Source organism: Streptomyces sp. NPDC002054 (assembly GCF_040296685.1).
In the GTDB taxonomy this organism is placed as follows: domain Bacteria; phylum Actinomycetota; class Actinomycetes; order Streptomycetales; family Streptomycetaceae; genus Streptomyces.
In genome coordinates, this window is record NZ_JBEOXT010000027.1 from 1 (window position 1) to 14,428 (window position 14,428).

Consider the following 14,428-nt stretch of genomic DNA (forward strand, 5'->3'; position numbering starts at 1 on the left):
GGCGTAGAAGTAGCCCTTCTCGCCGACCTGGTGGCCGCCCGCCTCGACCTTGGCCCCGTGACGGGGCCCCGGCGCCTGGCGGGTCTCGGGGAGGAGCCCCGAGCTTCAGGTCCGCGGCAAGCGGGGTGGCGCCTGGCGGGTCTCGGGGAGGAGCCCCGAGCTTCAGGTCCGCGGCAAGCGGGGTGGCGCCTGCGCGGTGGAGCCGCGTACGACAAGTTCCGGCTGGAAGACGAACTCGGTCCGCTGGACCGGGGTCCCCCCGACCGCCTCCAGCAACGCCCCCACCGCCGCCGTGGCCATCGCCCGCACCGGCTGCCGCACGGTCGTCAGCGGCGGGTCGGTGAACGGGATCAGCGGGGAGTCGTCGAAGCCGACCACCGAGACCTCCTCCGGCACCCGCAGCCCCCTCTCCCGCGCCGCCCGGATCACGCCGAGCGCCATCGGGTCGCTGCCGCACACGATGCCGGTGCAGCCGGCCTCCAGCAGCGCGCCGCCCGCCGCATGGCCGCCCTCGACCGTGAACAGGGTGCGCTGGATGTCCGCCCCGTCCGACGGCAGGCCCAGTTCGGCCAGGGCGGCGGTGAAGCCCTCCGCCTTGCGGGCGGAGGGCACGTACCGGGTCGGGCCGATGGCCAGCCCGATGCGCTCATGGCCCAGGTCGGCGAGATGGCGTACCGCCATCCTCGCCGCCGCCCGGTCGTCCGGCGACACGAACGGCGCGTTCACATGCTCGTTGAAGCCGTTGATCATGACGAACGGGAGCTGTCGCGCCACCAGCCCCTGGTAGCGCGACGGATCGGCGGCCGAATCCGCGTGCAGGCCGGAGAGGAACACGATGCCGGTGACGCCCCGCTCCTCCAGCTGCTCCACCAGCTCGTCCTCCGTGGCCCCGCCCGGCGTCTGCGTGCACAGCACCGGCGTGTACCCGTGTCCGGCCAGCGCCTGCTCGATGACCTGCGCAAAGGCCGGGAAGATCGGGTTGGTGAGCTCGGGGATGATCAGGCCCACCAGGCCGTTGCTGCGGCGCCGCAGCCGGACCGGGCGCTCGTAGCCGAGCAGGTCCATGGCGGCCAGCACCTTGTGCCGGGTGCCGGCCGCCACGCCCGCCTTGCCGTTGAGGACGCGGCTGACCGTCGCCTCGCTGACCTGGGCGTGCGCGGCGATGTCCGTCAGCCTCAACGGTGAGGTCACACCTGCCACCACACCGTGCTGTCGGCCGCGAGCACCCCGTCCGCGGGCGGGGCGCTGGCCAGCAGGACCGTGCCGGGCACGGGTATCTGTACCGGCGCACCGGTGGTGTTCGCGGTGCAGACGAAGCCGCCGCGCCGGAACGCGAGCACGCCCTCGGGCGCGTCCAGCCACTCGACCGCCTCGCCCGCGCCCAGGTCCGCGTGCTCCCGGCGCAGCCGCAGCGCCGCCCGGTACAGCTCCAGGGTGGAGGCAGGGTCTCCGGTCTGCGCCTCGACGCTGAGCTCCGCCCAGGAGTCCGGCTGCGGGAGCCAGCTGCCGCCGGTGCCGAAGCCGTACGGGGCCTCCGTACCCGACCACGGGATCGGGACCCGGCAGCCGTCGCGGAAGCCGTCCTGGCCCGCCGCGCGGAAGAACGACGGGTCCTGGCGCACCTCGTCGGGCAGGTCGGTCACATCGGGGAGGCCCAGCTCCTCGCCCTGGTAGACGTACGCCGAACCGGGCAGCCCGAGCATCAGCAGCGTCGCCGCCCGGGCCCGCCGCAGCCCCAGCTCGCGGTCGCCCTGCTCGCGCAGCTGGGTGCCGAGCCCGGCGGGGTTGGCGAACCGGGTGGCGTGCCGGGTGACGTCGTGGTTGGACAGCACCCAGGTGGTGGGGGCGCCGACGGGGCGCATCGCGGCCAGCGAGCCGTCGATGACCTCGCGCAGCGAGGCCGCGTCCCAGTCGGCGGTCAGGTACTGGAAGTTGAAGGCCTGGTGCATCTCGTCGGGGCGCACATACCGGGCCGTGCGTTCGACGGTCGGGGTCCAGGCCTCGGCGACCAGGACGCGCCCGCCCTCGTACTCGTCGAGGATCCGGCGCCAGGAGCGGTAGATCTCGTGGACGCCGTCCTGGTCGAAGAACGGCATAACGTCGTTGCCGAGCAGCTTGAGCTGGTCCTTGCCGCCGATGTCGGGCAGGCCGGGGGCCTTGACCAGGCCGTGGGCCACATCGACCCGGAAGCCGTCGGCGCCCAGGTCGAGCCAGAAGCGCAGGATCGAGCGGAACTCGTCCTGGACGGCCGGGTGCTCCCAGTTGAAGTCGGGCTGCTCGGGCGCGAAGAGGTGCAGGTACCACTCTCCGTCCGCGACGCGGGTCCAGGCGGGGCCGCCGAAGATGGACTCCCAGTCGTTGGGCGGCAGTTCGCCGTTCTCGCCGCGGCCGGGGCGGAAGTGGAAGCGCTCGCGCAGCCGGGAGCCGGCGCCCTCGCGCAGCGCCTGCTTGAACCATTCGTGCTGGTCCGAGCAGTGGTTGGGCACCAGGTCCACGATGATGCGCAGGCCCAGGTCGTGGGCCTCACGGATCAGCGCGTCGGCGTCGTGCAGGGTGCCGAACATGGGGTCGATGGCCCGGTAGTCGGCGACGTCGTAGCCCGCGTCGGCCTGCGGGGAGGCGTAGAACGGGCTGAGCCAGACGGCGTCGACCCCGAGCTCCTTGAGGTAGGGAAGTCTGCTGCGCACGCCCTCGAGATCACCCATGCCGTCGCCGTTGCTGTCGGCGAAGCTGCGCGGGTACACCTGGTAGATCACCGCGTCTCTCCACCATCCCGTGTGCGTGCCGGTGGTCGGTGCGGCGGGGGCAGCGAGGTGCTGGGTCATGTCATCCCTGAGGTTTCGGGGTGGGACGGCGCCGCCGTGGTCGGGGGCGGCGCCGTGCTGGGACGGATACGTACGTCGGGCGAGCGGGGGCCGGCGGGGGCCAGCGCGTTCGGGCGGGTCAGCCCTTGGTGGCGCCGGCCGTCATGCCGGCGACCAGGTGGCGCTGTGCGAAGACGAAGAAGACCGCCGCTGGGATGGCAATGAGCACCGAGGCGGCGGTCATCGCACCCCAGTTGGAGGTGTACTGGGTGACGAAGGTCTGGAGTCCGCCGGCCAGGGTGAGGTTCTCCTCGCCGACCATGAAGGCGGAGGCGTAGGCGACCTCGCCCCAGGCGGTGATGAAGGAGTAGAAGCCGGTGACCGCGAGGCCCGGCTTGGCCAGCGGCAGGATCAGCCGCCAGAAGGTGCCGAAGGGGTTGAGCCCGTCGACCCGGCCGGATTCGTCGATCTCCACCGGGATGGTGTCGAAGAAGCCCTTCATCATCCAGGCGCAGAACGGCACCGCGATGGTGAGGTACGTGATGATCAGGCCGAGCGGCTGATTGAGCAGGCCCAGCTGTCCCATCAGGTTGTAGAGCGGCACGATGAGGATGGCCACCGGGAACATCTGGGTGATCAGCAGGGTCCACATCAGCGGGCGCATGCCGGGGAAGCGGAAGCGGCTGACGGCGTAGCCGGTGGTGGCGGCGATGAACACACCGAGGACGGTGGTGATGCCGGCGACCAGCACGGAGTTGCCGAACCAGGTGAAGAAGTGGGTGTCGTCCACCAGGTTGCGGTAGTTGTCGAGGGTGGTGTCCTTGACGAAGTCCGTGGTCAGCGCCTGGTCGGCGGGCTTGAGCGAGGTCAGCAGGACCCACAGCACCGGGAAGACGGCGACGACGGAGGCGACCACGAGAGTGGCGTGCAGCCCGACGGAGGCGAGCGGGCTCCGCTCCCCCCGCTTGCGCGGCGAACGCCCCACCGTACGTGTGGTGGTTCCGGCGGCGGTGGTTTCGGCGGTGGTCATGGTCACCACACCTCTCCCTGCTTGCGCAGCGAACGCCGGTAGACCAGCGCGAACATCATCAGGAGCAGCAGGATCAGCACGCCCCAGGTGGCCGAGCCGGCGAAATCGCGCGGGCTTTCCACGAAAGCCTCGCGGAAGGCCTGGGTCACCAGGATCTCGGTGGCGTCGCCGGGACCGCCCCGGGTGAGCAGGAAGATCACCGGGAACATGTTGAAGGTCCAGATGGTGGAGAGCAGGATCACCGTCATGCTGACGGCCCGCAGGCCGGGCAGGGTGATGTGCCGGAACCGCTGCCAGGCGCTCGCGCCGTCCATCTCGGCGGCCTCGTAGAGCTCGCCGGGAATGGACTGCAGGCCGCCGAGGAGGGCCACCATCATGAAGGGGACGCCGAGCCAGACGTTGACGGTGATGACCGCGAACTTGGCCCAGGTGGGGTCGTCCAGCCAGGGCACGCCGGCGATGCCGCCGCCCTCCAGGAGGTTGTTGAGGATGCCGTTGTCGCGGTTGAAGAGGAACCGCCAGGCGAACACGGAGACGAAGCCGGGGACCGCCCACGGGAGGATCAGGGCCATCCGGTAGAACCCGCGGCCCCGGAAGTTCCGGTTGAGCATGTTCGCGAGGACCAGGCCCAGGGTGAAGGTGACGGACACGCACGCGACGGTCCAGATCACCGTCCAGACGAGCCGCTGCAGGAACACCGGGTCGCCGAGCACGGCCGTGTAGTTGTCGAGTCCGACGAACTCGTACGTGGCCTCGATGTGGTTGGCGCCGATCGTGCGGCCCACATTGCGCTCGTTGGCGTCGGTCAGCGACAGGTAGATGCCGCGGACCAGCGGCCAGCCGATGATCACTCCGAGGACTAGCACCACGGGGGCGACCATCGTCCAGGCGTACCAGTGCGTGCCGAGTGCGCGGCGGAGCCGGCCGCGGCTCCGGCCGCGGGTGAGGTTCTCACCCGCGGCCTTCGCCACCGGCTGGCTGGTGTCAGCAGCAGCCATTCGCTTGTTACTTCCAGCCCTTGAGGATCTTGCGGAAGGAGGTGCCGGCGGACTTGGCGGCGTCCTCCGGGCTCGATGCACCGGTGACGGCCTTGGTCCACTCGATCTTCAGCGGCTCGAAGAGGCTGCCGTTCTCGGGGATCCAGGCGCGCTCGACGGCCTTGTCGACGGCCGGCTTGAAGAAGGTGACCATCTCGTTGCCCTTGACGTCCGGCTGCTCGTAGGCGGCGGTCCGGGTCGGCAGCAGGCTGAGCTCCTTGGTCGTCTGCACCTGGACCTCCTGCGAGGTCAGGTACTCGACGAAGGCGTGCGCGGCGGCGCGGTTCTTGGAACCGGCGTAGACGGCGAGGTCGTGGCCGCCCTGCGGGGCGCCCTGGCCGGCCGAGCCGGCCGGGACCGCGGCGACGCCGAGGTTGGCCTTGTCCTTGAACTGCTCGCCGGCATAGGTGTCGGCCACCGCCCACGGACCGTTGACCATCATGGCGACCTCGCCCGTCTTGAAGGCGGTCTGCATGTTGGTGAAGCCGTCGGTGGCGTTGGTGGTCGCGGCACCGGAGGTGACCAGCTCGCGGGCGGCCTTGAAGGCCTTGACGCCGGCCTCGTTGTCGATGGTGACGGTCTTGGTCTTGGCGTCGACCATGTCGCCGCCCTCACCGTAGAGGTAGGGGAGCGCCCAGTAGGAGTCGTCGCCGCGGAGGTAGAGGCCGGTCTTGCCGGTCTTGGCCTTGATCGCGGCAGCCGCGGTCTTCAGCTCCTCCAGGGTCTTCGGGGGCTGGACCCCGGCGTCGGCGAGCATCTTCTTGTTGTAGAAGAGGCCGAGGGTGTCGATGACCTGCGGGACCGCGTAGGTCTTGCCCTCGTACTTGCCGCTGGCCGCCGCCTGCTTCAGGAACTCGGCGTCGACCTTCTTCGCGGTCTCGGCCGGCACCTCGTCGAGGTAGCCGAGCGAGGCGAAGTCGGCGACCCAGCCGACGTCGGCGCGGATCACGTCGGGTGCGGAGGAGCCGCTGCTGAAGGCGTTCTTGACCTTGTTCTGGGCGTCGCCGTACGGCACGTTGACGTACTTGACGGTGACCTTGGGGTGCTTGGCCGTGAACGCCTCGGCGATCTTCTGGAAGGTCGCCTTCTCGGCGTCGCCCGAGGTGTCCCACCAGGTGACGGTGCCCGAAAGCTCCCCGCCCGCCTTCGTGTCGCCACCCGCGTCCTTGTCGTCACCGCCGCAAGCCGTCGCCGCGAGCGCCAGGGCCGCGACCAGCGCGGTGGCCGCTATGCCACGCCGCATATGAACTCCTTCGATGATCCCGGCCGCGCCGCGCGGTCCCGAGTTGCCAGGAACGTAACAAGGCTGAAAGAAGACCGAAAGACCTTGCGGCAATTTTCTGCAAGCGGAGGCGATTGTTACATCCGCGTGTCCGGACGGTGCTCCCGGCGTTGACCCGGTATGACCCAGGAGCTCACCGACCGCGGCCTTGCAAGCCCTTCCAGCCTTGCAAAGGCGGCCTCCGGCAACGCCACCGCAAGCGGCGGCTGGTGGCGCGAAGCCGTCATCTACCAGGTGTACGTCCGCTCCTTCGCGGACAGCAACGGCGACGGGATCGGGGACCTGCGCGGGATCCGCGAGCGGCTGCCGCACCTGGCCCGGCTGGGTGTGGACGCCGTCTGGCTCACCCCGTTCTATGTCTCCCCGCAGGCCGACGGCGGCTACGACGTCGCCGACTACCGGGCCGTCGACCCCCTCTTCGGCGACCTCGCGGACGCCGACGACCTGGTCCGGGCCGCCCACGCCCTCGGCCTCAAGGTGATCGTGGACGTGGTCCCCAACCACACCTCCGACCGGCACGCCTGGTTCCGGCAGGCGCTCGCCGGACCGGCCCACCGGGACCGGTACCACTTCCGCCCCGGCCGCGGCCCGGACGGGGCCGAGCCCCCCAACGACTGGGAATCGGTATTCGGCGGCCCGGCCTGGACTCGGGTCCCCGACGGCGACTGGTACCTGCACCTCTTCGCCCCCGAGCAGCCCGACCTCAACTGGAACCATCCGGCGGTCGCCGAGGAGTTCGCCTCCGTACTGCGCTTCTGGCTGGATCTCGGGGTCGACGGCTTCCGGATCGACGTGGCCCACGGCATGGTCAAGGCCACCGGCCTGCCCGATGTGGGCGCCGCCGAGCAGGCCACCCTGATCGGCAGCCAGCCGCTCCCCTTCTTCGACCAAGAGGAGGTCCACGAGATCCACCGCTCCTGGCGCACCCTCCTCGACAGCTACGGGGACCAGCGGATCGGGGTCGCCGAGGCCTGGGCCCCGACCTCGGAGCGGCTAGCTCTCTATGTCCGCCCCGACGAGATGCACCAGGCCTTCAACTTCCGGTTCCTGAAGTGCCCCTGGGAGGCCGCCGCCATCCGCACGGTGATCGACGAGTCGATGGCCGCGACCGATGCCGTGGGCGCGCCCACCACCTGGGTGCTGTCCAACCACGACGTGGTCCGCCACCGCACCCGCTACGGCACCCTGCGCCGGGCCCGGGCCGCCGCCCTGCTGATGCTGGCGCTGCCCGGCTCGGCGTACCTCTACCAGGGCGAGGAGCTCGGCCTGCCCGAGGTGGAGGACCTGCCCGACGAGGCCCGCCGGGACCCCGCCTACCTGCGCACCGCCGGCCAGGACGGCCTCCGCGACGGCTGCCGGGTGCCGCTGCCCTGGTCCGGTACCGAGCCGCCGTACGGATTCGGGCCCGGCGGCAGCTGGCTCCCCCAGCCCGGCGACTGGGCCGGCCTGACCGTCGCCGCGCAGACCGGGGACCCGCACTCCACGCTGGAGCTGTACCGGGCCGCGCTCGAGCTCCGCCGGGCCCTGCCCGGCCTCGGCTCCCCGGACGCCGGACCGCTGCGCTGGTCGCCCGCACCCGACGGGGTGCTCGTCTTCACCCGGCCCGGGTTCACCTGCACCGTGAACACCCTCCCGAACCCGGTCGAACTGCCCGCCCCGGGTCGGCCGGTCCTCTCCAGCACGCCCGTCGAGCCGGGTGCCCGTACCGTGCTGCTGCCGCCGGATTCGTGCACGTGGTGGGCATCCTGAACGGGCGACCGGTAAGGTCCAGTCCCATGACCGCGCGGCTTGCCGACATCGCAGCTCAGGCGGGGGTCAGCGAAGCCACCGTCAGCCGGGTGCTCAACGGCAAGCCCGGTGTGGCCGCGGGCACCCGCGAATCAGTGCTGGCCGCCCTCGACGTCCTCGGGTACGAGCGGCCGGTCCGGCTGCGCCAGCGCAGCGCCGGCCTCGTCGGGCTGATAACCCCCGAGCTCGACAACCCCATCTTCCCGGCCCTCGCCCAGGTCATCGGGCAGGCGCTGACCCGGCAGGGCTACACCCCGGTGCTCGCCACCCAGACCCCCGGCGGCTCCACCGAGGACGAGCTCACCGAGATGCTCGTCGACCGCGGGGTCTCCGGCATCATCTTCGTCTCCGGACTGCACGCCGACACCACCGCCGATATGACCCGCTACGACCAACTGCGCGGGCAGGGCGTGCCGTACGTCCTCATCAACGGCTTCTCCGACAAGGTGCAGGCCCCCTTCGTCTCCCCCGACGACCGGGCCGCCATGCACCTCGCAGTGACCCATCTCACCGCCCTGGGCCACACCCGGATCGGGCTGGCCGTCGGCCCCAAGCGATTTGTGCCGGTGCTCCGCAAGATCGAGGGCTTCCTGGCCGCCGTACAGGAACGGCTCGGCCGGACCGAGGCGGAGGCGGAGGAGCTGATCCAGCACTCCCTCTACAGCCTGGAGGGCGGGCAGGCCGCCGCCACCGCGCTCATCGGCCGGGGCTGCACCGCGATCGTCTGCGCGAGCGACATGATGGCGCTCGGCGCGATCAGGGCCGCCCGGCAGCAGGGCCTCCGGGTCCCCCAGGACGTCTCGGTGGTCGGCTTCGACGACTCCCCTCTCATAGCGTTCACCGATCCGCCGCTGACCACGATCCGGCAGCCGGTCCAGGCCATGGGGCAGGCGGCGGTCCGGACTTTGCTGGAGGAGATCGGCGGCACCCCGGCCCCGCACAGCGAGTTCGTCTTCATGCCGGAACTCGTGGTGCGCGGCTCCACGGCTTCCGGGCCGGGCCGCGGGTGAAGCGAGGGTAGTGGTGAGGGGGAAGGTGCGGGTGGGGTGCCAATCGGATTCGAAGTCCTCCACAGGGCGTATCCCGGAGCGGTCAAGACCGTACCGAGGGATGATCGGAGTCGGCGAGCCATCTGGCAGACTCTGTCCTCATGGGTGAATCGAGCGTGAAGACACTGGTAACCCGGACGGACCTCTCGTCGCCCAGCCTGCCCGACAGTGCGACCGCCGAGAGCAGCCGACCGGGCAGCGGACGCGGTGCGCTGCTGGAACGGCTGCGGACTCCGCGCAGGCCGCGGATCTGGTTCGAGATCCTGCTCATCGCGGTGAGCTACTGGACCTACTCGCTGATCCGCAACGCCGTGCCCGAACAGAAGGCCGCCGCGCTGCGGAACGCCGACTGGATCTGGAGCGTCGAGCGCTCGCTCGGCCTCGCCTTTGAGGAATCGGTCAACCACGCCGTGGACTCGGTCACCTGGCTGATCGTGGGCATGAACTACTACTACGCCACGCTGCACTTCGTGGTGACCATCGGCGTGCTGGTGTGGATCTACCGCCGGCACCCGGGCCGGTACGCCGCCACCCGATTCGTCCTGTTTGCCACCACTGGTGTGGCGTTGGTCGGCTATTACCTGTACCCGCTGGCCCCGCCCCGGCTGATGAACGGCCAGAACTTCATCGACACCGTGCTGGTCCACCACACCTGGGGCTCGATGGCCTCCGGCAACCTCAAGAACATGTCGAACCAGTACGCGGCCATGCCCTCGATGCACATAGGCTGGTCGCTCTGGTGCGGGCTGACGATCTTCGCCATCGCCTCCGCGCCCTGGGCCCGGATCCTGGGTCTGCTGTACCCGATGGCCACCCTGGTGGTGATCGTGGCCACCGCCAACCACTTCTGGCTGGACGCGGTCGGCGGGATGATCTGCCTGGCCTTCGGCTACGCGGTCACGTACGCCTGGTACGGCTCCCTCCCGCACCGCCTCCCCCAACTCCCCCAGGACGACAGCCCGCACCCGGCCATGGCCTACCTGAAGACACGCTTTAGCTCCAGCTGAGCACGGCGGGGCGGAGCGACGGGCCGACGGCAGTGATCGCGGCGGGGTCACCCGTTTGCGCGGCCCACGCGCCGGTGGCGCCGGCATGGGGCAGGGTGGTGGACCGGGGGCTGCCAGGGGCCGGACGGCTCCGGCCCGAGCCCCGTTCGAGAGGGAACCCCATGAACACACGCCGCACTCGCCGCATTCTCGCGACCGGCGGCCTCACCGCCGCCCTGCTCGCCGGCCCGGCCGCACCACTGGCCATGGGATCGACCACCGGATCGACCACGGACGGCAGGTCCGGCCGGGTCGACACCGGTCGGCAGCCGCTGCTTTCGTACCACGCGACCTTCGTGCCACCGGACGGCGCCGCCCGTGTCCGGGCCCACGGCAAGGACGGCAGGACGGTGGTGAAGCTGCGCGTCTGGGGCCTCGTACCGAACCGCGCGTACGGCGCCCATGCCCACAAGGCGGCCTGCGGCGCGACGGACCCGACCGCCGCGGGCGGGCACTTCCAGCACGCGCAGGACCCGGTCCAGCCGTCGACGGACCCCGCGTACGCCAACGCGGCCAACGAGATCTGGCTCGACTTCACCACCGACGCCCACGGCAACGCCACCGCCCGCGCGGTCGTCGACTGGCGCTTCCCGGACGACCGGCGCCCCGGCTCCGTGATCATCCACGACCACCACACGATGACCGGCCCGACGGGCAAGGCCGGCACGGCCGGAGCCCGCCACGGCTGCCTGACGGTCCCCTTCTGACCGAACACGGCGCCGGGCCGGGCCCGGTCAGGCCCGGTCAGGCGCCGTAGAAGAGGTCGTCCACCACCGCGCGGGCGCGGCGGGTGATGCGGCGGTAGTCGTCCAGCATTTCGCCGACCCGGCCCTCGCCGTAGCCGAGGTAGCGGCCGACCGCCGCCAGTTCGCGGGCCTCGGACGGGAAGGTGTCGCCGGCCCGGCCGCGGACCAGCATCACCGCGTTGCGGACCCGGGTGGCCAGTACCCAGGCCTCGTCCAGGATCTGCGCCTCCTCGGTGGGGATCAGGCCGGCCGCCTGTGCGGCGGCCAGGGCCTGGCGGGTGCGGGTGGTCCGCAGCCCCGGTTCGGCCCAGCCGTGGCGCAGCTGCATGAGCTGCACCGTCCACTCGACGTCGCTCAGGCCGCCCCGGCCGAGCTTGGTGTGCAGGGTCGGGTCGGCGCCGCGCGGCAGGCGTTCCGCTTCCATCCGGGCCTTGAGCCGCCTGATCTCCCGTACGGCGTCCTCGCCCAGCCCTTCCATCGGGTAGCGCAGCGGGTCGATCAGCTCGGTGAAGCGGCGGCCGAGCTCCTCGTCGCCGGCCACCGGCTCGGCACGCAGCAGGGCCTGGCTCTCCCAGACCAGGGACCAGCGCTTGTAGTAGGCGGCGTAGGACGAGAGCGTGCGGACCAGCGGGCCGCTGCGCCCCTCCGGCCGCAGATCGGCGTCGATCAGAAGCGGCGGGTCGGCGGTGGGCAGCTGGAGCAGCCGGCGCATTTCGGCGATGACGGTCTGGGCGGCCTTGGCGGCCTCCTGTTCGTCGACGCCCTCGCGGGGTTCGTGGACGAAGAGGACGTCGGCGTCGGAGCCGTAGCCGAGTTCGTGGCCGCCGAACCGGCCCACCCCGATCACCGCGAACCGGGTGGGGAGGGTTTCGCCCCAGTGGCCGCCGACGGCGGCGCGCAGGGCGCCGCCGACGGTGGCGGCGGTGAGGTCGGACACGGCGTCGCCGACCCGGTCGACCAGGGCGCCGGGGTCCTCCTCGGCGGGCAGGTCCTCCGTACCGTACGAGCCGATGATGTCGGCGGCGGCGGTGCGGAAGAGTTCGCGCCGGCGGACCCCGCGGACGGCGACGACGGCGGCCTCGGCGTTCTCGGCCCGGCCGACCGCGGCCAGCACCTCCTGCTCCAGGGCCTCGTGGGTACGCGGTGCCAGGCCCTCGGGGTCGCCGAGCAGGGCCACCGCCTCCGGGGCGCGCATCAGCAGGTCGGGGGCGAGCCGGCCGGCGGACAGCACCCGGGCCAGGTTCTCGGCCGCCGCGCCCTCGTCCCTGAGGAGCCGCAGGTACCAGGGGGTCTTGCCGAGGGCGTCGGAGACCTTCCGGAAGTTCAGCAGGCCGGCGTCCGGGTCGGCGGAGTCGGCGAACCAGCCCAGCAGGACGGGCAGCAGGGTGCGCTGGATGGCGGCCTTGCGGGTGACACCGGAGGCGAGGGCCTCCAGGTGGCGCAGGGCGGCGGCCGGATCGGCGTACCCGAGGGCCTCCAGGCGCTGGCCGGCCGCCTGCGGGGAGAGCCGGGTCTCGCCGGGGGCGAGCTGGGCGACGGCGTCGAGCAGGGGCCGGTAGAACAGCTTCTCGTGCAGCCGCCGGACCACCGAGGCGTGCCGCCGCCAGGCCTTGTTGAGCTCGACGACGGGTTCGGTGCGCAGGCCCATGGAGCGGCCGAGGCGGCGCAGGTCGGCCTCGTCCTCCGGGACGAGGTGGGTGCGGCGCAGCCGGTAGAGCTGGATGCGGTGTTCCATGGCGCGCAGGAACCGGTACGCGTCGCCGAGCTGGGCGGCGTCGGCGCGGCCGACGTACCCGCCGGCGGCGAGGGCGTGCAGGGCGTCGAGGGTGGTCCCGGAGCGGAGGGCGGGGTCGCTGCGGCCGTGCACGAGCTGGAGCAGCTGCACGGCGAACTCGACGTCGCGCAGGCCGCCGGGGCCGAGCTTCAGCTCGCGGTCGACCTGGGCGGCGGGAATGTTGTCGACCACGCGGCGGCGCATCTTCTGTACGTCGGCGACGAAGTTCTCGCGCTCGGCGGCCTGCCACACCATGGGCGTTATGGCCTCGATGTAGGCGTCCCCGAGCTCCTCGTCGCCGGCCACCGCCCGGGCCTTGAGCAGGGCCTGGAACTCCCAGGTCTTGGCCCAGCGCTGGTAGTAGGCGAGGTGTGAGGCGAGGGTGCGGACCAGCGGACCGTTTCTGCCCTCGGGGCGGAGGTTCGCGTCGACCGGCCAGATGGTCCCTTCGACCGTGGTCTCGGAGCAGATCCGCATCAGGTGGGAGGCCAGCCGGGTGGCGGCCTGCAGGGCCTTGCCCTCGTCGGCCCCGTTCGCGGCGTCCTTCGTGGCGTCCCTCGTGGCGTCCCCGACGAAGATCACGTCCACGTCGGAGACGTAGTTGAGCTCGTTGCCCCCACACTTGCCCATGGCGATGACCGCGAGCCGGCACAGGGCGGCGTCCTCGGGGGCGGCGGCGGAGGCGATCCGCAGCGCGGCGCGGAGGGTGGCGGTGGCCAGGTCGGCGAGCTCGGCGGCGGTCTGGGCGACGTCGGTGGTGCCGCAGACGTCGCGTGCGGCGATGGACAGCAGGCAGCGGCGGTAGGCGATCCGCAGCGCGACCGGGTCGTGGGCCTCCGCCAGCCCGGCCTCGAACTCGGCGAGCCCGGGGTGCAGGTCGGTGGCCTCGTAGGTGACCAGGGCCTGCCAGTCCTGCGGATGGCGGGCCAGGTGGTCGCCGAGGGCCTCGGAGGCGCCGAGCACCCCGAGCAGCCGGTCCCGCAGCGGCTTGGCGCTGATCAGCGTCGACAGCAGGGCGGGCCGTTCCGCCTCGCTCTGCGCCTCGGCCAGCCGTACCAGACCGAGGAGGGCGAGGTCCGGGTCGGCGGTCACGCCGAGCGCGTCGAGGAGCACCGGATCGGTGCGTACGGCGGCCAGCGCGTCGGAGTCCAGCAGCCGGGCGGCGGCCGAGGGGTCCGTGAACCCGCTGCGCAGCAGCCGGATGAAGGTGCTGCTCCTGCGTCCGGGGACCGTCATCCCGCTCTGCCTCCCGCGTCCGTCCACGCCAGTGCCCTGCCCCGGCCGAGCCTATCCGTACCCTCCGGCCCGGCATGTGTTGCGCCTCACGGTGCGTCACATCGCCGCATGCGGTGACCGGCATCACATGAGTGGGGTGTGCGGGACCGCCTCCACCTGGGAAGTGTCCAAGGTCACAGAGTCAGGGCGGACCGCCCGGCCACGGCGCCCGACCCGTACGCGCCGGACGCGACCGAACGCGGCAGTGTCGGCCGCCACAGGATCCCTTCGCCACCACCGGCAACCGACACCCCGTCAGCCCTGCGGGCCACAAAAGACCTGGTCACCCTGGCTGCACGCCGAAGCTCCACACCGGACGACAGGACGGGAACCCCACGCCACGGCAGTCCACGCACCCCCACACCCAACCCAAGAAACCGGACAATCCAGCACTAATACCATCAAGCCACAATCATCTATCCCGACCCTGGACATACTGACGGACTCTCAACGTCCGGATCCTGGGCGATTTTTCCTTTCACAAATGCACAGGGCACAATCGGAACCGGTCGTAACCGGAATCAGTGGAGTCATCGGCAAACGCGGTGAACCAAGTTCCCCGTATTGACCTCTATCTGACTGCTCGGCGGAGTTTCC

10 protein-coding genes are annotated in these 14,428 nt (G+C 71.5%); 4 read left to right on the forward strand and 6 right to left on the reverse strand.

Annotated features, from left to right (window positions below):
* Positions 1-162 precede the first annotated feature (162 nt).
* From ABT123_RS23730 to ABT123_RS23750, 5 genes are all read right to left on the reverse strand, one after another.
* Positions 163-1,200, reverse strand: a complete 1,038-nt coding sequence (locus ABT123_RS23730; RefSeq protein WP_351318010.1) for a LacI family DNA-binding transcriptional regulator — start codon at positions 1,198-1,200, stop codon at positions 163-165.
* On the reverse strand, positions 1,188-2,825 hold the full coding sequence (locus ABT123_RS23735) for a glycoside hydrolase family 13 protein (protein ID WP_351318012.1): 1,638 nt from the start codon (positions 2,823-2,825) through the stop codon (positions 1,188-1,190). Before ABT123_RS23735 ends, ABT123_RS23730 begins: the two co-directional genes overlap by 13 nt.
* Before the next feature lie 118 nt (positions 2,826-2,943).
* Positions 2,944-3,834 carry a sugar ABC transporter permease gene (locus tag ABT123_RS23740; protein WP_351318014.1) on the reverse strand — a complete coding sequence of 297 codons (891 nt, stop codon included), beginning with the start codon at positions 3,832-3,834 and terminating at the stop codon, positions 2,944-2,946.
* Between the two features lie 2 nt (positions 3,835-3,836).
* A complete protein-coding gene (locus ABT123_RS23745) occupies positions 3,837-4,832 on the reverse strand; it encodes a carbohydrate ABC transporter permease (RefSeq protein ID WP_351318016.1) in 996 nt (331 codons plus the stop codon).
* Positions 4,833-4,839: 7 nt separating this feature from the next.
* On the reverse strand, positions 4,840-6,114 hold the full coding sequence (locus tag ABT123_RS23750; protein ID WP_351318018.1) for an extracellular solute-binding protein: 1,275 nt from the start codon (positions 6,112-6,114) through the stop codon (positions 4,840-4,842).
* A gap of 159 nt (positions 6,115-6,273) precedes the next feature.
* Between ABT123_RS23750 and ABT123_RS23755 the strand changes: the two genes are divergently transcribed.
* The 4 genes from ABT123_RS23755 (at position 6,274) to ABT123_RS23770 (ending at position 10,743) form a co-directional block, all read left to right on the forward strand.
* Complete coding sequence (locus tag ABT123_RS23755; protein ID WP_351318020.1) at positions 6,274-7,902, forward strand: glycoside hydrolase family 13 protein; 1,629 nt, start codon at positions 6,274-6,276, stop codon at positions 7,900-7,902.
* Between the two features lie 26 nt (positions 7,903-7,928).
* Positions 7,929-8,951, forward strand: coding sequence for a LacI family DNA-binding transcriptional regulator (locus tag ABT123_RS23760; protein WP_351318022.1), 1,023 nt, complete (start codon positions 7,929-7,931; stop codon positions 8,949-8,951).
* A 140-nt stretch (positions 8,952-9,091) separates the two neighbouring features.
* Positions 9,092-9,997, forward strand: coding sequence for a phosphatase PAP2 family protein (locus tag ABT123_RS23765; protein ID WP_351318024.1), 906 nt, complete (start codon positions 9,092-9,094; stop codon positions 9,995-9,997).
* A gap of 161 nt (positions 9,998-10,158) precedes the next feature.
* Entirely contained in the window at positions 10,159-10,743 is a 585-nt protein-coding gene (locus ABT123_RS23770; protein ID WP_351318026.1) for a superoxide dismutase family protein, read from the forward strand.
* A gap of 37 nt (positions 10,744-10,780) precedes the next feature.
* Here the strand turns inward: ABT123_RS23770 and ABT123_RS23775 are convergent, their stop codons facing one another.
* The gene (locus ABT123_RS23775) at positions 10,781-13,792 is read right to left on the reverse strand and encodes a bifunctional [glutamine synthetase] adenylyltransferase/[glutamine synthetase]-adenylyl-L-tyrosine phosphorylase (protein WP_351318028.1); all 3,012 of its coding nucleotides are present in this window, start codon (positions 13,790-13,792) and stop codon (positions 10,781-10,783) included.
* Positions 13,793-14,428: the final 636 nt, after the last annotated feature.

Excerpts from the sequence above, each read along its gene's own strand:
- ABT123_RS23770 (WP_351318026.1), top strand. The coding sequence starts at position 10,159 with ATGAACACACGCCGCACTCGCCGCATTCTCGCGACCGGCGGCCTCACC.
- ABT123_RS23775 (WP_351318028.1), bottom strand. The coding sequence starts at position 13,792 with ATGACGGTCCCCGGACGCAGGAGCAGCACCTTCATCCGGCTGCTGCGC.
- ABT123_RS23750 (WP_351318018.1), bottom strand. The coding sequence starts at position 6,114 with ATGCGGCGTGGCATAGCGGCCACCGCGCTGGTCGCGGCCCTGGCGCTC.
- ABT123_RS23740 (WP_351318014.1), bottom strand. The coding sequence starts at position 3,834 with ATGACCACCGCCGAAACCACCGCCGCCGGAACCACCACACGTACGGTG.
- ABT123_RS23745 (WP_351318016.1), bottom strand. The coding sequence starts at position 4,832 with ATGGCTGCTGCTGACACCAGCCAGCCGGTGGCGAAGGCCGCGGGTGAG.
- ABT123_RS23755 (WP_351318020.1), top strand. The coding sequence starts at position 6,274 with ATGACCCAGGAGCTCACCGACCGCGGCCTTGCAAGCCCTTCCAGCCTT.
- ABT123_RS23735 (WP_351318012.1), bottom strand. The coding sequence starts at position 2,825 with ATGACCCAGCACCTCGCTGCCCCCGCCGCACCGACCACCGGCACGCAC.
- ABT123_RS23760 (WP_351318022.1), top strand. The coding sequence starts at position 7,929 with ATGACCGCGCGGCTTGCCGACATCGCAGCTCAGGCGGGGGTCAGCGAA.
- ABT123_RS23765 (WP_351318024.1), top strand. The coding sequence starts at position 9,092 with ATGGGTGAATCGAGCGTGAAGACACTGGTAACCCGGACGGACCTCTCG.